The sequence below is a fragment of the Pseudomonadota bacterium genome (assembly GCA_016195085.1).
In the GTDB taxonomy this organism is placed as follows: Bacteria; Pseudomonadota; Alphaproteobacteria; order SHVZ01; family SHVZ01; genus JACQAG01.
In genome coordinates, this window is sequence record JACQAG010000031.1 from 82,484 (window position 1) to 99,982 (window position 17,499).

A 17,499-nucleotide genomic window follows, 5' to 3' on the forward strand; every position below is an offset into this window, starting at 1 on the left:
GTTGCTTTTCTCCACTGGGCTCCCCTGCAGGCCAACGCCTTGAGGTCACAAATTAGCACGGTTTCTCCTACGATCTCCCATCCGCAGCCTCACCGTCGCAGTCGCGGCCGAGGGAACCAACACCCTAGCAACCGAGACTAACTCTGGTTTTGCCCGCCGCCCTCCTGGGCGAATGCGGGCATGGCCAGCCCCGACAGCGCCAGGCCGACGATCAGACTTCTCGACACCACGGCTTCCTCGTTCTTCGATGCCCGGGGGCTGGTTTTTTGAGGCGGTGCGGATCCGCCCTCTTCCCGCCCTCCCTAGATGGCGGCGCAAGCATTGGTATTAATGGACTTTTTCAGCTCATATTGCAACGTACCGGAGTTCCAAACCCGTTGAGTGTTGCCCGCTCGCCACGGTCGGCCGTGCGCCGAAACAGCGGAAATGTTAAACTTATTTTCCCTGACGTTGGTTTCTGCGGAGCGAGGGCAGGTCATGCGCTTCATCGGATGGTCGATGCGAAGGGGTGGTCCCCTGAGCCGTGCCGTGTTGGCCGCTCTCCTCGTTCTGTCTCTTGACGGGTGCGCGTCCTGGTTCTCGCGCTCGACCGCGAAAGCCCCTGACGATGCCATGGCCGCGCCGGCGCCGAAGCCGGTCTACGCCGTCGGCGACAGCTACCTCTACGAGGACAACGGCAACCTCGTGCGCGAGCAGGTGATGGGCTTCAACGGCAGCCACGTCATCTGGTTCAACGATCGCGGCATGAGCTGGACCACCAATCCCGACATCGTCTCGCCGCCGCTCGCCTGGAGCGCCGATGCCCGTCTCGGCCCCGGCAGCCAGCATCTGTTCGGGGACCCCGGCGCGCTCTTCCCCTTGCAACCCGGTAAGAGCGTCAAGTTCCTCGTCGCCGGCTCGAGCGAGAACCTGCCCGACGGGTGGCAAGCCGACAATGACTGCGCCGTGAAATCGCAGGAAAGCGTCAAGGTGAAGGCGGGTACCTTCGCCGCCTTTCGCATCGACTGCCGGCGCGGCGAGGTGACGGAAAGCCTGTTCTATGCGCCGATGGTCGAGAACTATGTGCTCCGGCTGCGCGCCCGGGCCGGCGCCGACCCGCATGAGCGCAAAGAGCTCGTCGACTTCCAATACGCCGCCATCCCCGAGCGCGCCGGCTCCCAGCAAATGGCCGACGCGGCGGCGACGGGAGACTTTCACCCGACGGAACCCGCCGGCGCCCATGCCGGTCCGGCCCAGACAGCAGCCGCATCCATGCCGGCCCCCTCCGATCTCGGCGCAAGGTTGACCCGCCTCGAGGCGGCCGTGGCCAAGCTGGAAAAGCAGAACATGGCGATGGCCCCCACTGCGGCCGCCATGGCGCCCACACCTTCCGGACGGCAGCCGGCAAGGCTGTCTCCCCAACAGGCAGCGCACGGGGCGGCACCCGCGGCGCATGGCGCGGCGCCGGCAGCCCACGAAGCCGCCGCTCAGCCGATGGAAGCCAAGACCGCGAGCGCATCCGCCAGCGCCGGTGGCGAACGCTTCGGTGTGCACCTCGCCTCATACCGCTCCGTTGCCGTGGCGCAGGATGGCTGGACCAAGCTCGCCCGCAGCTTCCCCGACCTCCTGGGCCATGCCGATCACCGCACCACGGAGTTCGACCCGGGAGACGGCCGCGGCGTGTTCGTCCGGCTGCTTGCTGGACCCTATGCGGAACGCGCCGAGGCGACCAAGCTCTGCCGTGAGCTGCAGGCAAAACAGCTTTTCTGCCGGGTGGTCAGCCTGGGACCGGCCTAGCCTCCGGGCCACTCACTTGACCTTGCAACGCTCCGCCGAGACCTGGATGAAGCCCCGCGGGCCGGCCGACAACGCGAATCGGTGCCTGGTCTGACCGACCACGACCGCGTGCTGCAAGGGTAGCTTGCCGGCGGCCTCGCTGCCGCGGCCTCCGGGTTCGGCGAACTTGACCGTCACCGGCTCGCCGGGATCGAACCACGCCTCCTGACGACCCTCGGCATTCCGCGTGGCGGCTCCTTGGGCGCTGAGCGTGAGCGTGCCGCCGGCAAACCCGACCGACATGCCCGGCCGCTCGCCTGCAATCGGCGTGCGCACCAGGAATCGCTTGATTTCCGGGGGCTCGCACTCCTCGCCGACCGGGCCGACGGCTGCCAGCAATGCCGCCAGCCGCTGCGGGTCGATCCCGGCGTCGAGCTGACGCCGGAGGCCTTGGATCAGCTCGCGCGGAACACCCGAACTCGACTCGTTTGCTAGACGGTCGCCGAGCTCGGCCAACTGCGACAAGGCGGCCTTATTTTCCGTGGCCAGGCGACGATTGGCCTCGTCCAGACGTTGGTTGGCTTGCGCCAGGCGGGCCATGTCTTCGGTCAAGCGCGTATTGCGGCCGCGTTCATCCTCCACGCCCAGCTGAAAGGCGAACAGGCCGATGCCGGCTGCCAGCAGGACGAGCGCTCCCCAACGCAGCAGCCTGAAGCTGCGGGAATTGCGCTCGTTACCGAAACGACCAGGCCCCATGCCCGATGATCCTGCCTCACATTGCTTAACGCGACGTCAACCGGGGACCGGTCCGGCGCCATCGCGCCGCGGCTCCCCGATGGATGTACCGCAACGGCTGCGTTGCGCCTAGCTCGCTTGGCGTCTGCGGGCGGCGCCGGCAAGCGCGGGCCGCCGCACCGTCTCACGGCTCTATGGTCGGCGCCGTTGCTCCCGCCTATGCTCGCCGCATTGCCGCACGAGCCCTCAGAACGCCCCGCCCCGCCTGGTCCGGCCCCCACCGACCAGCCGGGCAAGGCCATTCTCCTCATGCTCTCGGCGGTTCTCACCTTCAATCTGCTCGATTCCTCGGCCAAGTGGCTGACCGGCGGGTATCCCGTGGCGATGGTCGTTTGGTCCCGCTACGTCTTCAGCGTGCTGCTGATGCTGGCGGCGGTCCCTTGGCTCGGCGGTCTGTCGGCGCTGCGCACCAGGCGCCCGGCGATGCAGGCCGTGCGCGGCGTCCTGCTGCTCGCCTGCACGATCCTGTTCATGACGGCGATCGCCTACATTCCGCTCGCCACCGCCACCGCGATCGGCTTCGCCTCGCCGCTCTTCGTGACCGCACTGTCGATCCCGCTCTTGGGCGAGCGGGTGGGCCCGCGCCGTTGGGCTGCGGTGCTCGCCGGCTTCGCCGGGGTCGTCATCGTCATCCGCCCCGGTCTCGGCAGCGTCCATTGGGCCACGGTACTGCCGCTCCTGATGGCTATCTGCTATGCCGCCTACCAGATCCTCACCCGCATGCTGCGGGTGAGCGAGGGGCCCTTCGCCTCGCTGTTCTATCCGGCACTCCTGGGCGCGCTCCTCGCCTCGGCGGCCGTGCCGTTCTTCTGGGTGACGCCCAGGTGGCCGGATCTCGGGCTCATGGCGCTGATGGGGCTGTTTGGCGGCACCGGACACTTCATCATGATCCGCGCCTTCGCATTGGCGCCGGTGTCCACTCTGGCGCCCTTCGCCTACTGCCAGATCATCGGTGCGGCGGGCCTGGGCTACGCCATCTTCGGCGACCTGCCGGATTGGCCGACGGGGGTCGGAACGGCGGTGATCGTCGCCAGCGGGATCTACGTTTGGCACCGCGAAGCGGTGCTCCGGGGAGCGGCCCGGCAATCGTAGCAGTTCCTCCGGTCGCACGGTGGACCAGCAACACGGCCTATGCGGGGCTTTCTCCCGCCTGATAAGCTAGCCCCGGCCTGATTGGACGCGAGCGCTATACAGGGAGGCTTCAATGATCCGTCGCTTCGTCGCCGCCGCCGCCTTGGGGGCGGCACTGACCGCACTGCCGCCGACGACTGAGAATGCCGCTGCCGAGGATTTCGTGCCCGCCATTCTCTTCGACATGGGCGGCAAGTTCGACAAATCCTTCAACGAAGCCGCCTACAACGGGGCGGAGCGCTTCAAGAAGGAGACCGGGATCGCCTACCGCGAGTTCGAGATCACCAACGAGGCGCAGCGCACCCAGGCCCTGCAACGCCTGGCCAGACGCGGCAGCGGCGGCCTCGGCGCCAACATCGTGGTCGCCATCGGTTTCGCCTTCACCACGCCCTTGACCCAAATCGCCAAGGAATTTCCCGACACCAAGTTCGTCATCATCGATTCCGTCGTCGACGCGCCCAATGTGCAGTCGATCGTATTCCGCGAGCACGAGGGTTCCTTCCTCGTCGGCATGGTCGCGGCCATGGCGACCAAGACCGGCAAGGTCGGCTTCGTCGGCGGCATGGACATCCCGCTCATCCGCAAGTTCGCCCTGGGCTATGTCGAAGGGGCGAAGCACGTGACGGCGAACATCGAGGTGTTCCAGAACATGACCGGCACCACGCCGTCGGCGTGGAACGATCCGACCAAAGGCGGCGAGCTCGCCCGCAGCCAGTTCGACCGCGGGGCCGATGTGATCTACGCCGCCGCCGGCGCCACCGGTCTCGGCGTGCTGCAGGCCGCCAAGGATTCGGGCAAGTACTCGATCGGCGTCGATTCCAACCAGAACTACCTGCACCCCGGCAGCGTGCTCACCTCGATGATCAAGCGCGTCGACGTGGCCGTCTACAATGCGGTGAAGACGGCGCGCGAGGGCACCTGGAAATCCGGGATGAGCAGCCTCGGGCTGGCCGAGGACGGCGTCGGCTATGCCATCGACGACAATAACCGCAAGCTGATCACGCCGGACATGGAGGCGAAGGTCGATGCAGCGCGCAAGGACATTATCGCCGGCAAGATCAAGGTGACGGACTACACGGCCCGCTAAGGCACCGGGATCGGCGGCATGGCCGAGTCCGCCACAGCGGCGGTCGAGCTCATCGGCATCGACAAGTGGTTCGGCCCGGTGCATGCCAACCGGGCCGTCAATCTCACCATCGCCAAGGGTTCGATCCACGGCATCGTCGGCGAGAACGGCGCCGGCAAATCGACGCTGATGCACATCCTCTACGGCTATCACCGCGCCGATGCCGGCGAGATCCGCGTCGACGGCAAGACGGTCCGCATCGACCGGCCCGCCGACGCGCTCGCCCACGGCATCGGCATGGTGCATCAGCATTTCATGCTGGTGGAGCCGTTCACCGTGCTGGAGAACGTGCTGCTCGGGGCCGAAGGCGGCCCGTTGCTGGCCTCCGGCATGGCGCGGGCGCGCCAGCAGCTCCAGCACCTGGCGGCGGAATACGGCATGGAGGTGAACCCCGACGCCCGCGTCGGCGATTTGTCCGTCGGCCTCCAGCAACGGGTCGAGATCCTGAAGGCGCTCTACCGCGGTGCTGAGGTGCTCATTCTCGACGAGCCGACCGGCGTGCTGACGCCGCAGGAAGCCGATCACCTCTTCCGCATCCTCCGGGTGCTGCGCGATCAGGGAAAGACCGTGGTGCTGATCACCCACAAGCTCCGCGAGATCATGGAGGCCACGGACCGGGTGACGGTGATGGGCCGAGGCCGCGTGGTGGCCGACCTCGCCACCGCCGATACCAACAAGGAGGAGCTGGCCGAGCTCATGGTCGGACGCATGGTGCGTCTGGGCGTGGTCAAGGGCCCGGCGCGCGTCGGCGACGTCGTCCTCGAAGTGCAAGACCTGCACGTCAAGGACGATGCCGGCGTGCCCCGGGTCAAGGGCGTGTCCTTCACCCTCAGGACGGGCGAGATCGTGGGTATCGCCGGCGTCGCCGGGAACGGCCAGACCGAATTGCTGGAGGCGCTCGCCGGCATCAGGCCCACCCATGCCGGCCACATCCTCTTCAAGGGACGCGACGTCGCCGGCGGCCAGCCCGGACTGGCGGCGCGCGCGCTCCGGCGCATGGGCCTTGGACACGTGCCGGAGGATCGCCAGCGCATGGGTCTGGTCGTGGACTTTCCCGCCTATGAGAACGCCGTTCTCGGCCATCAGGACGAACGGCGCTATCACAGCGGCCCGTTCCTCGACCGGCCGGGGATGGTGGGGCTCTGCGATGCCTGGATGAAGGGCTACGATGTCAGGCCCGGAAATCCCCTGCTGGCGGCGATCTCCTTCTCCGGCGGCAACCAGCAGAAGCTGGTGGTGGCGCGCGAGATGGAGCACCACCCCGATCTGCTTCTGGTGGGCCAGCCCACCCGCGGCGTCGATATCGGCGCGATCGAATTCATCCACAAGCAGCTCATCGCCATGCGCGACGCCGGCAAGGCGGTTCTCGTCGTCTCGGTCGAGCTCGAGGAGGTGATGACGCTCTCCGATCGCATCCTCGTCATGTTCGACGGTCGGATCATGGGCGATATCGCCCAGAGTGCCGCGACCGAGCGCGATCTCGGGCTGATGATGGCGGGCGTCCAGCCCGCGGCGGCGTGAGCGCGGCCGCGCCCGGGGCCGGAACCCGGCCGGCCGGCCCCCCCCCGCGCTGGGTCGGGCTGGCGCTGGTACCCGTCGTCAACCTGCTGGCCGCGCTCGTGGCCTCCGGCGCCATCGTGCTGGCGGTCGGCGAGAACCCACTCGAGGCGATGCAGGTCTTGGTCACCGGCGCGTTCGGCGACGGCGAGTCCTGGGGCTACACGCTCTTCTATGCGACGAACTTCATTTTTGCCGGCCTGGCCGTCGCCGTCGCCTTCCATGCCGGTCTCTTCAACATCGGCGGCGAGGGTCAGGCCTATATCGGCGGCCTCGGCGTCGGCCTGGCGTGCCTTGCCTTCGGCGGCTGGCCGTTCTGGTTCGTGCTGCCGATGGCGCTCGCCGCCGCCATGCTCTTCGGCGCCGGCTGGGCCTACCTTCCCGGATATCTGCAGGCCTACCGCGGCAGCCACATCGTCATCACCACGATCATGTTCAACTTCCTCGCCTCGGCGCTGATGACCTATCTCATGGTGAACGTGCTGATCGTGCCGGGCCAGCAATCGCCGGAGAGCCGGGTCTTCGATGCATCCGCGCAATTGCCGAGCCTGCATGAGGTCCTGGGCCGGCTCAATATCGACGTCGCCGTCTCGCCGCTCAACCTTGCCTTCCCGATCGCGCTCATCGCATCGGCCATGGTATGGGGATTCATCTGGCACACCAGCGGCGGCTACGCGCTTCGCGTCGTCGGCAAGAGCGAGCGCGCGGCGGTCTATGCCGGCATCTCGCCGTCGCGCAACATCGTCCTCGCCATGGCGCTGTCGGGAGCGCTGGCAGGGCTGGTCGGCATCAACGAGATCATGGGCGTGCAGCATCGGCTCATCCTCAGCTTCACCGGCGGGGTCGGCTATGTCGGCATCGCGGTGGCGCTCATGGGTCGCAATCACCCGGTCGGCATCTGCCTTGCCGCCGTGCTGTTCGGCGCGCTCTACCAAGGCGGCTCCGAGCTCGCCTTCGTCATGCCCAATATCAGCCGCGAGATGGTGGTGGTGATCCAGGGGCTGGTCATTCTGTTTTGCGGCGCGCTCGAGCATCTCTTCCAACCGACGCTCAACTCGCTGTTCCGTGGGCGCGCGGCACCGTGAACGAAACCTTCCTCATCGTCACGCTGATGAGTGCCGCCACCATCCGGGTCGCGACACCCTTGGTGCTGGCAGCGCTGGGCGGGCTTTTCGTCGAGCGCTCGGGCGTGGTCGATGTCGGGCTCGAAGGCAAGATGCTGGGCGCCGCCTTCGCCGCTGCGGCAACGGCGGCGGTGACCGGTTCTGCCTGGCTCGGCCTCGCGGCCGCGATCCTGGCGGGGGTGGCGCTGTCGCTCATCCACGCCTTCGCCTCGGTGACGCACCACGGCAACCAGGTGGTTGCCGGCATGGCGCTCAACATCATGGTTGCGGGGCTGTGCCCGGTCCTGGCGAATGCCTGGTTCAAGCAAGCGGGCCAGACCCCGATCCTCGCCAGTACGGCGCGTTTCGGCCCGATCGATCTGCCGTTTTCCGCCGCGCTGGCCCCGGTGCCGATCCTCGGACCGATCTACCACGACGTGGTGAGCGGCCATAACATTCTCGTCTACCTGACCGCCGCCGTGGTGCCGCTCGCGGCCTGGATTCTCTACCGGACGACCTTCGGCCTCCGGCTCAGGGCGGTCGGCGAGAACCCGGCCGCGGTCGACACCGCCGGGATCTCCGTCCCGCGCCTGCGCTATCAGGCGCTGATCATCTGCGGGGTCCTGTCCGGCATCGCCGGCGCCTATCTCTCGACCGCGCACAATGCCGGATTCATCCGCGACATGACCGCCGGCAAAGGCTATCTCGCCTTGGCCGCGCTCATCTTCGGCAAATGGCGGCCGCTGCCGACCTTGATCGCCTGCCTGATCTTCGCCTTCACCGATGCCTTGCAGATCCGGCTCCAGGGCGTGGAGCTGCCGCTGGTCGGCGCCATCCCGGTGCAGGCGATCCAAGCCCTGCCTTACCTGTTGACCGTGCTGCTGCTCGCCGGGTTCGTCGGCAAGTCGATCGCGCCCAAGGCAAGCGGCATACCCTATTTGAAAGAGCGATGAGCAGCCTCGCCGAGATGATCCGCCGCGCCGCCGAAGCGCGCGAGCGCGCCTACGCGCCTTACTCGAAATTCCAGGTCGGCGCCTGCCTCAGAGGTGCCCGCGGCCAGCTCTATGCCGCTGCCAATGTCGAGAATGCCGCCTACCCGCAAGGCCAATGCGCCGAGGCCTCGGCAATCGGCATGATGATCGCCGCTGGCGAACGCCGCATCGTCGAGGCGGTGGTGATGGGCGGCGGCGACGGACTCTGCACGCCTTGCGGCGGCTGTCGCCAGCGCTTGCGCGAATTCGCCGACGATGGCCTGCCGATTCACATCTGCGGGCCCGAAGGGCTGCGGCGGACGGTCACTCTGGGGGAGCTGTTGCCGCTCTCCTTCGGACCGCATAATCTCGACCGTGCCGCTCCCGGCTCGCCCGACGCAGAGGCCGCCCAATCGGTGATCCAGGCGCGCCGGCCGGGATTCCTGCCCAGGCTTGCGATCATTCTCGGCAGCGGGCTCGGCCCGGTCGCCGACGCGATCGCCGATGCGATCGCCATCCCTTATAGCGAGCTCCCGGGCTTCCCGGAGACCAGTGTTCCTGGCCACGCCGGGCGGCTGGTGCTTGGGCGACTGGGCGGGCTCGGCGCAATCTGCCTGCAGGGGCGCGTGCATCTCTACGAGGGGGTGGCCGCCTCGGCAATGGCCGCGCCGATTGCGGCCATGCGCGCCCTGGGCGCGGAGATCCTGGTTCTGACCAATGCCGCGGGCTCACTTGACCCTGAGCTCGTCGAGGGCAGCCTGATGGCGATCTCCGACCATATCAACTTGCAGGGCGAGAGCCCGTTGCGCGGGCCGCGCTTCCTCGACATGACCGGAGCCTATGATGCGGATCTCCGGCTCCGGTTGAAACGCGCCGCCGCTGGCGCCGGCATCGCGCTCGCCGAAGGCGTCTACGTCGCTGTCCGCGGTCCGCAGTTCGAGACACCCGCAGAGATCACCGCTTTCCGGAAACTCGGCGCCCGGGCCGTCGGCATGTCGACGGCATGCGAGGCCATCGCCGCGCGTCAGGCCGGTCTCCGGGTGGTCGGCATCTCGATGATCACCAACCTTGCCGCGGGGCTCGTCGACAAGCCGGTCGACCATGCGGCGGTGGTAATGAAGGGAGGCGAGATCGCCGGCATGCTTGCTAAGCTGCTCGTCGCCTTCTCCGAGGAGCTCGGCTCATGACCGAGGATCTCTCCCGGATTGCCCGGCACGCGCTGCCGCTCGTGGATCTGACCAGGCGGTATTGATATTGGCCCCGTTCTTTCCCCAGGAGCTCATCCAGAAGAAGCGCGACGGCGGCACACTCTCCCCCGCGGAGATCGCCGCCATCGTCGGCGGCATTGTCGACGGCGCCATGGGCGACGCGCAGGTCGGCGCCTTCGCCATGGCGGTGTTCTTCCGCGGCATGACGGCCGAGGAATGCGCCGATTTGACCCGTGCCATGGCCCGCTCCGGCTATGTGCTGGGCTGGCGCTCCCTCGACCTCGACGGGCCGGTCTTGGACAAGCACTCGACCGGCGGGATCGGCGACAAGGTGAGCCTGATGCTGGCGCCGATCATTGCCGCCTGCGGCGGCTTCGTACCCATGGTCTCCGGCCGGGCGTTGGGGCATACCGGCGGCACCGTCGACAAGCTCGAGAGCATTCCCGGATATCTCACGCAGCCGCCGATCGAACAGTTTCGACGCGTCGTCGCCGATGCCGGTTGCGCCATCATCGGCCAGACCGAGGAGCTCGCCCCGGCCGACCGGCGCCTCTACGCCATTCGCGACGTGACCGCCACCGTCGCCTCGATTCCGCTCATCACCGCCTCCATCCTCTCGAAGAAGCTGGCCGCCGGCCTCAATGGGCTGGTGATGGACGTCAAGTTCGGCTCCGGAGCGTTCATGGAGACGCGGGAGCAAGCGCGCGCGCTGGCAGCCAGCATCGTCTCCGTCGCCGGCAATGCCGGCCTTACGACCCGCGCCTTGCTGACCGATATGAACCAGGTGCTGGGAACGACGGCGGGCAATGCGCTGGAAGTGACGGAGGCGGTGCAATACCTGACCGACGGGCCGCGCGAAGCCCGGCTCGATCGCGTGGTCCGCGCGCTCGCGGCCGAACTCCTGGTGCTGGGCCGGCTTGCTGGAAACATCGCGGAAGCGGAGCGAGAGATCGAGCGCGCGATCCAGTCGGGCGCCGCTGCCGAACGCCTGCAACGCATGGTCCAGAGCTTGGGAGGGCCCGGCAATATCCTCCGAAACCCGGAGGCGCAACTGCCGCAGGCGCCCATTCGGTGCGCGGCGCCGCCGCTCAGGGCGGGTTTTCTCCGATCCGTCGACGCGGCGGCGGTCGGGCGCGTCGTGCTCGCCTTGGGCGGGGGCCGACGGTCGCCTCAGGATCCGATCGACCATGCCGTCGGCCTCTCCGAGGTGGCGGGCATCGGCGCGGCGGTGGGACCGGGTCGCCCGCTCGCCGTCGTGCATGCGCGCAACGCCGCCGAGGCGGAGGCGGCCTGCGCGGCACTGCAGGCGGCAAGCCGGGTTGGCGATGCGGCTCCGGCTTCCGCGGATCCCGTCGCCGCGCGTTTATGACAATTGCGCGGCGAAGGAGTTGTGCGCCTTCGGCCGTGTGATCCGCGGTAAGGCTGTTGCTCGCGTGTTCTAGCTCAGATTACACTCCGCGCCCTATTTGCAATCGGTTCGCCATGCGCCTTGCTCTCATCGTCTCGGGGTTCGGCGTCCTGGCGGTCGGCGCAGCGCTCTACTTCGGTCGAATTCCGGCCGATGTGACGCCGTTGACGGCGTCTCTCCTAGCGTATTTCGCGCCGCCACAGGCCGCCAGCCCTGGCTCGACGACGCCACCCCCGGTCCCGGTGACGGTCACCTCGGTGCGCGTGGAAGACGTGCCGATCCTGCTGTCGGGCATCGGCACGGTGCAGGCCTACAACGCCGTCAGCATCCGCAGCCGCGTCGATGGCGAGCTGGTGCAGATCCTGTTCCAGGAAGGCCAGGACGTGAAGGCGGGCGACCCGCTCGCCATAATCGATCCCCGGCCGTTTCAGGCCCAGCTCGCTCAGCAGGAGGCGATGCGGGCCCGCGACCAGGCGTTGCTGGAGGCGGCGCTCGCCGACATGCGCCGTTACGACGACTTGGTGCAGCGGAACTACGCAACCCGCCAGCAGGCCGAGACCCAGCGCGCGCTGGTCGAGCAGTACCGCGCCCAGCTGCGCAGCGACGAGGCGCAGATAACCTACGCCGCCACCCAGCTCGGATACACGCGCATTACCGCGCCGATCGGCGGCCGGGTCGGCATCCGCCAGATCGACCAAGGCAATCACGTCCGCGCCTCGGACAACACGCCGATCGTGGTGATCAGCCAGCTGCAGCCGATCTCGGTCATCTTCACGCTGTCGGCGGCCGCCGTCAGCCAGACCAGCCTCTCCCTCGGCAAGGCCAACGCGCCAGTGACCGCGCTGGCCCAGGACGACAAGACCGAGCTCGACCAAGGCACGGTCGAACTCGTCGACAACCAGGTCGATCCGGCGACCGGCACGATCAAGCTGAAGGCGCGCTTCCCGAACGGCGCGCTGCGTCTCTGGCCCGGCGATTTCGTCAATGGACGCATCGTCGTCGATACCCGCAAGGCCGGCATGACGGTCCCCTCCGAAGCGGTGAGGCACGGGCCGCGCGGCGATTTCGTCTGGCTGGTGAAACCCGACAACAAGGTCGGCGTGCAAAGCGTGCGAATCGGACAGACCTTCGGCGGACGCAGCTTGATCAATGATGGCTTGTCACAGGGCCAACAGGTGGTGACCCAGGGCTACTACCGGCTGGAGGACGGTTCCCGCATCGAAATCCAGCCGCCGAAATAGCCCCGGGAAGGCTGGAACAGTGTCCGCCCCCTTCATCCTCAGGCCGATCGCAACCACGCTTCTCATCGCTGCGATCATGATCCTGGGGCTGCTCGGCTATCGCTTGCTGCCGGTGGCCGCGCTTCCCACCGTCGACTTTCCCACGATCCAAGTGGTGACACCCTACCCCGGCGCCTCGCCCGACGTGATCGAGACGTCGGTCACGGCACCCCTCGAACGCTATTTCGGCGCGATCTCCGGGCTGGTCTCAATGAGCTCGACCAGCTCGTATGGCGTCAGCGACATCACCCTCCAGTTCAATCTGGCGCGCAGGATCGATGCCGCCGCCGAAGACGTGCAGGCGGCGATCAACGCCGCTTCCGGTTGGATCCCGATCCAGCTATTGCCGGGACCGCCGGTCTATCACCAGGTGAATCCCGCCGATACCCCCGTGCTGATCCTGGCGCTGACCTCGGACACGCTGCCGCTGCACGAGGTCAACGACTACGCGGCCACCATCATCGTACAGAAGCTCTCGCAGGTGACCGGCGTCGGCGCGGTCACCGCTCAGGGCGGCCAAACCCGGGCGATCCGCCTGCAGATCAACCCCGCGCGCCTCGCCGGACTCGGCCTTTCCCTCGAAGACGTCAGGCGCAGCATCGCCGCCTCCACGGTCGACAATCCCAAGGGCGCCTTGGATGGCCCGCGCCAAGCCTTCCAGGTCGGCGCCAACGACCAGCTCATTACCGCGGAGGCCTACCGGGATGCGGTGATCGCCTATCGCAACGGCGCGCCGGTGATGCTGCGCGACATCGGCAGGGCCATCGACGGCGTCGAGGATGCGGAGCAGGCGGCCTGGTTCAACGGCCGGGCTGCAGTCATCCTCGACATCCAACGCCAGCCTGGCGCCAACACCATCGAAGTGGTCGACGCGGTCAGGGCGCTCTTGCCGAAGCTGCAGAACCTGGTGCCGCCGACTCTCAAGATATCGGTCGTCGCCGATCGCACCGTCACCATCCGGGCGGCCATTGCCGACGTGCAGTTCACCCTAGTGCTCACCGCGGCCTTGGTGGTTCTGGTGATCTTCCTGTTCCTGCGCCGGCTGTGGGCGACCGTGATTCCGAGCGTGACCTTGCCGGTATCGTTGATTGCCACCTTCGGCGGCATGGCGGCGGCGGGCTTCAGCCTCAATAACCTCTCGCTGATGGCGCTCACCATCGCGTCGGGTTTCGTCGTCGACGATGCGATCGTCATGATCGAGAACATCACCCGCTACATCGAAGACGGCGAGACGCCGCTCGCCGCCGCGCTCAAAGGGGCGAGGCAGATCGGCTTCACCATCGTCTCGCTGACGCTGTCCTTGATCGCGGTGTTCATTCCGCTCTTGCTGATGGGCGGCGTCGTTGGGCGGCTGTTTCGCGAGTTCGCGATCACGCTGTCCATGGCCGTGGTCATTTCGGGCGTGGTGTCGCTCACCTTGACGCCGATGATGTGCGCGAAGCTCTTGAAGCTCGATCCGCCGGACCATCGACCCGGCCGCATCTTCCAATGGAGCGAGCGGGCCTTCGAGGCGCAAATGCGCTGGTACGTGGCCGGGCTCGATTTCGTGCTTCGGCACCGGGCGGCCACGCAAGTGGTGACTCTCCTCACCATCCTGGCCACGGGATGGTTCTATGCCATCGTGCACAAGGGCTTCGTGCCGCAGCAGGATACCGGGCTCCTGGTCGGGGCCACCGACGCGGCCCAGGACATATCCTTTGCGGCGATGGCCGAGCGGCAGCGGCTGGTGGCCGAGATCATCCGGCGCGACCCCGATGTCGTCGCCGTCGACAGCTTCGTCGGGGCAGGCAAGGTCAATCCGACCCTGAACAGCGGCAGGATCTATATCGACATCGGCAATCCCGACCGCCGCGGATCGGCAGCCCAGGTCATGGAGCGGCTGCGCGGCGCGACCGAGGGCGTTCCGGGCATAGCACTGCATCTGCAGCCGGCCCAGGACCTGCGGATCGAGACCAGAGCCACCCGCACGCAATACCAGTACGTGCTTCAGGATCTGGACGAGGCGGAGCTGAAGGATTGGAGCCTGAGGCTGGTTGCTGCGCTGCGCCAGCAGCCCGAGCTCGCCGATGTCGCCAGCGACCGTCAAGACGACGGGCTGAGAATGGTGATCACGATCGACCGCAAGGCCGCGGCCCGCTACGGCGTCACCTTGAGCGCCATCGACGCCACCCTCTACGACGCCTTCGGACAGCGGCAGATCGCCACCGTGTTCGGGCCGACGACGCAATACCACGTGATCCTGGAGGTCGATCCGGTCTTCCGCGCCGATCCCGGCATCCTCGATAAGATCTACGTCACGCCCGACGCACCGGCGACAGTCGAGGTGCCGGGAGCAGCGGCGGGCGCGCCCAGGCGGCCGTCGATGCCGGTGCCGCTCTCCGCTGTCGCCTCGGCCGAACGCCGGCCCGCGCCCCTCTTGGTGGCCCATCAGGGATTGTTCCCGGCGACCACCATCTCCTTCAATCTGGCCAAAGGTGCTTCGCTCGGAGAGGCGGTGGATGCGCTGCATCGCACCGAGCGCGCGATCGGCATGCCCGAGTCGGTGGCCACCAGCCTCGCCGGGGCGGCGGCCGAATTCGCAGCCTCGCTCGACAGCGAGAAGCTCCTGATCCTGGCGGCGATCGTCACGGTCTACATCGTGCTAGGCGTGCTCTACGAGAGCTTCATCCACCCGATCACCATTCTCTCCACCCTGCCTTCGGCCGGCGTCGGCGCGCTGGTGGCGCTCATGCTCTTCCGCCAGGATCTCGACCTGATCTCGCTCATCGGCATCATTCTCCTGATCGGCATCGTCAAGAAGAACGGCATCATGATGGTCGACTTCGCCATCGACGCGGAGCGGCGAGAGGGGCTGCCGCCCTTCGCCGCCATCCGGCAGGCCTGCATTCTCAGGTTCCGCCCGATCATGATGACGACCATGGCGGCCCTCCTCGGAGCCTTGCCGCTGGCGCTTGGAACCGGCACCGGCTCGGAGCTGAGACGTCCGCTCGGCATCGCCATCGTCGGCGGGCTCCTGGTCTCGCAGTTCCTCACCCTTTACACGACACCGGTCATCTATCTCACCTTCTCCTGGCTGCAGAGCCGTCTCGGCAGCCTCCACCGCCGCAGCCTCGTGCTCGCACCCGCGAAGCCGCCTGAGCCATGAGCCCGGCCGGCTGGAACATCTCGGGTCCGTTCATCCGACGGCCGGTCGCGACGATCCTCCTGATGCTGGGCGTGCTCATTCTGGGCGGGGTCGCCTATACGCGTCTGCCGATCGCGGCCCTGCCCTCCGTCGACCGCCCCACCATCGGCCTCTGGGCCTCCTTGCCCGGAGCCAGCGCCGACACCGTCGCAACGGCGCTGGCGCAACCCTTGGAGACGCAGCTCGGCATCATTCCCGGCATCGTCGAGATGAGCTCCTTCAGCGCCATGGGCGGCACCAGCATCGTGCTGCAGTTCGACTTGAGGAAGGACATCGATGCCGCGGCCGGCGAGGTGCAGGCGGCGATCAACGCCGCCGGCCCGAACCTGCCGAAGGCGTGGGCCTGGCCTCCGGTCTATTGGAAGGCCAATCCGGCCGGCGCGCCGGTGATCGCGCTGGCGCTCAGCTCCGATGTGATCCCGCCGGGCGAGATCTACCAGGACGCCGACAGCGTGATCGGCCCGAAGATCTCGCAACTGCCCGGTGTGGCGCGCCTGTGGATCACCGGCGCCGAGCGCAGCGCGGTCAGAGTACAAGTCTCGGCGGGCCGGCTTGCGGCGATGAATCTCTCCCTCGATGCCGTGCGCGCCGCGATCGTCGCCAGCACCCAAAACCTGCCGAAGGGTGCCATCGACGACGGGGCGCAGCGCTACATGATCGAGGCCAATGACCAGCTGCTGAAGGCTGTCGAATACCAAGACGTGATCGTCGCCTGGCGCAACGGCGCGCCGATCCGCCTCGGCGACATCGCCACCGTCACCGACAGCGTCATCAACAACAAGGTCGCCGGCTGGTTCGGCACCGGGCGCAGCGTGGTGATCTACGTCGCCAAGCAACCCGACGCCAACATCGTCGAGACCGTGGATGCGATAAAGGCGGCGCTGCCGGAGATCAAGCGCTGGCTGCCGGCATCGGTCAAGGTGCAGGCGGTGTACGACCGCACGACATTGATCCGCGCCTCGATCGCCGACGTGCAACGGACGATCGCAATCGCCACGGCCCTGGTGGTGCTGGTCATCGCGCTCTTCCTCAGGCGGTTCTGGGCAACGGTGATTTCCAGCCTCGCGATCCCGATCTCGCTTGCGGCAACCTTGGTGGTGATGGCGCTTTCCGGCTTCACTCTCGACAATCTTTCGCTGATGGCCATCACCATCGCGGTCGGCTTCGTCATCGACGATGCCGTGATCATGATCGAGATCGTCGCCAAGCGGATCGATGAGGGTCAGAGCCCGGTGGAGGCGGCGTTCGCCGGCACGCGCCAGCTCGGATTCACCGTAGTTTCGATCACCGCAGCACTGGTCGCGGCGTTGATTCCGGTGTTGTTCATGCCCGACGTCGTCGGCCGCTATTTCCGCGAATTCGGCGTGACCTTGGTCGCCGCCATCGTCGCATCGGCGCTGGTCTCGCTGAGCTTGACGCCGATGATGTGCGCGCGGCTGCTCGCCAGGCGGAAGCCGCCGGCGGCCAAGGCGCAGCGGCGGATCCGATTGCAGGGATGGTTCACCCGCGCCTACGAGCGGAGCCTCGATTGGGCTTTGCGCCACCGCTGGATCTCGCTCGCGCTGACGCTTGCGGTCACCGCCGCGACCGTCTGGCTCTACATCGCCTTGCCCAAGGGCTTCATGCCGCAGCAGGACACGGGCATCATGTTCCTGCGCACCATCGCCAACGCCAATGTATCGTTTCCCGACATGGAGGACAGGCAGCGCCGGGCCGGAGAGGCAATCCTCAAGGATCCGGCGGTCTCCGGCATTCTCTCCTATGTCGGCGAAGGCGGCGGCGATCCCGTCAGCTTCGGCAGCATGCTGATCGCGCTCAAGCCGCCTGAGGAACGCCGGATTCCGATCCAGGATGTGATCAAGCGGTTGCGCGACTTTCAATTACCCACATTTAGCGCGGGCGCTGAGGGATCGCACAAGTTCTTGCGCTGTTGGAATCGGCTGTGATTCCTTGTCTAGCACCGAATCGCGAGGGGAGCGGT

12 protein-coding genes are annotated in these 17,499 nt (G+C 67.3%); 11 read left to right on the plus strand and 1 reads right to left on the minus strand.

The window, feature by feature from the left end:
* Positions 1–528: 528 nt before the first annotated feature.
* The gene (locus HY058_09630; protein MBI3497548.1) at positions 529–1,776 is read left to right on the plus strand and encodes an SPOR domain-containing protein; all 1,248 of its coding nucleotides are present in this window, start codon (positions 529–531) and stop codon (positions 1,774–1,776) included.
* 12 nt (positions 1,777–1,788) lie between these two features.
* Here HY058_09630 and HY058_09635 read toward each other — a convergent pair whose 3' ends face one another.
* Positions 1,789–2,511 (minus strand): hypothetical protein, encoded by a 723-nt coding sequence (locus tag HY058_09635; protein ID MBI3497549.1) that lies wholly within the window; start codon positions 2,509–2,511, stop codon positions 1,789–1,791.
* Between the two features lie 288 nt (positions 2,512–2,799).
* Here HY058_09635 and HY058_09640 point away from each other — a divergent pair, with 288 nt between their 5' ends.
* From HY058_09640 to HY058_09685, 10 genes are all read left to right on the plus strand, one after another.
* On the plus strand, positions 2,800–3,642 hold the full coding sequence (locus HY058_09640; GenBank protein MBI3497550.1) for a DMT family transporter: 843 nt from the start codon (positions 2,800–2,802) through the stop codon (positions 3,640–3,642).
* Between the two features lie 112 nt (positions 3,643–3,754).
* The gene (locus HY058_09645) at positions 3,755–4,768 is read left to right on the plus strand and encodes a BMP family ABC transporter substrate-binding protein (protein ID MBI3497551.1); all 1,014 of its coding nucleotides are present in this window, start codon (positions 3,755–3,757) and stop codon (positions 4,766–4,768) included.
* A gap of 18 nt (positions 4,769–4,786) precedes the next feature.
* Positions 4,787–6,328: an ABC transporter ATP-binding protein gene (locus tag HY058_09650; protein MBI3497552.1), complete on the plus strand. Its 1,542-nt coding sequence runs from the start codon at positions 4,787–4,789 to the stop codon at positions 6,326–6,328.
* Entirely contained in the window at positions 6,325–7,449 is a 1,125-nt protein-coding gene (locus HY058_09655; protein MBI3497553.1) for an ABC transporter permease, read from the plus strand. Before HY058_09650 ends, HY058_09655 begins: the two co-directional genes overlap by 4 nt.
* A gap of 26 nt (positions 7,450–7,475) precedes the next feature.
* Positions 7,476–8,420 (plus strand): ABC transporter permease, encoded by a 945-nt coding sequence (locus HY058_09660; protein MBI3497554.1) that lies wholly within the window; start codon positions 7,476–7,478, stop codon positions 8,418–8,420.
* Complete coding sequence (locus tag HY058_09665) at positions 8,417–9,625, plus strand: purine-nucleoside phosphorylase (GenBank protein MBI3497555.1); 1,209 nt, start codon at positions 8,417–8,419, stop codon at positions 9,623–9,625. The genes HY058_09660 and HY058_09665 overlap by 4 nt, the downstream gene beginning before the upstream one ends.
* A 67-nt stretch (positions 9,626–9,692) precedes the next feature.
* Positions 9,693–11,015 carry a thymidine phosphorylase gene (gene deoA / locus HY058_09670; protein MBI3497556.1) on the plus strand — a complete coding sequence of 441 codons (1,323 nt, stop codon included), beginning with the start codon at positions 9,693–9,695 and terminating at the stop codon, positions 11,013–11,015.
* Between the two features lie 113 nt (positions 11,016–11,128).
* Positions 11,129–12,295, plus strand: coding sequence for an efflux RND transporter periplasmic adaptor subunit (locus HY058_09675; GenBank protein MBI3497557.1), 1,167 nt, complete (start codon positions 11,129–11,131; stop codon positions 12,293–12,295).
* Between the two features lie 19 nt (positions 12,296–12,314).
* Positions 12,315–15,479, plus strand: a complete 3,165-nt coding sequence (locus tag HY058_09680) for an efflux RND transporter permease subunit (protein ID MBI3497558.1) — start codon at positions 12,315–12,317, stop codon at positions 15,477–15,479.
* On the plus strand, positions 15,476–17,464 hold the full coding sequence (locus HY058_09685; protein MBI3497559.1) for an efflux RND transporter permease subunit: 1,989 nt from the start codon (positions 15,476–15,478) through the stop codon (positions 17,462–17,464). The genes HY058_09680 and HY058_09685 overlap by 4 nt, the downstream gene beginning before the upstream one ends.
* The last annotated feature ends 35 nt before the right edge of the window (positions 17,465–17,499 follow it).

What these genes read in the sequence shown, in the direction of transcription:
- HY058_09635 (MBI3497549.1), bottom strand. Translation starts at nt 2,511, where the DNA reads ATGGGGCCTGGTCGTTTCGGTAACGAGCGCAATTCCCGCAGCTTCAGG.
- HY058_09640 (MBI3497550.1), top strand. Translation starts at nt 2,800, where the DNA reads ATGCTCTCGGCGGTTCTCACCTTCAATCTGCTCGATTCCTCGGCCAAG.
- HY058_09645 (MBI3497551.1), top strand. Translation starts at nt 3,755, where the DNA reads ATGATCCGTCGCTTCGTCGCCGCCGCCGCCTTGGGGGCGGCACTGACC.
- HY058_09650 (MBI3497552.1), top strand. Translation starts at nt 4,787, where the DNA reads ATGGCCGAGTCCGCCACAGCGGCGGTCGAGCTCATCGGCATCGACAAG.
- HY058_09660 (MBI3497554.1), top strand. Translation starts at nt 7,476, where the DNA reads ATGAGTGCCGCCACCATCCGGGTCGCGACACCCTTGGTGCTGGCAGCG.
- HY058_09665 (MBI3497555.1), top strand. Translation starts at nt 8,417, where the DNA reads ATGAGCAGCCTCGCCGAGATGATCCGCCGCGCCGCCGAAGCGCGCGAG.
- HY058_09675 (MBI3497557.1), top strand. Translation starts at nt 11,129, where the DNA reads ATGCGCCTTGCTCTCATCGTCTCGGGGTTCGGCGTCCTGGCGGTCGGC.
- HY058_09685 (MBI3497559.1), top strand. Translation starts at nt 15,476, where the DNA reads ATGAGCCCGGCCGGCTGGAACATCTCGGGTCCGTTCATCCGACGGCCG.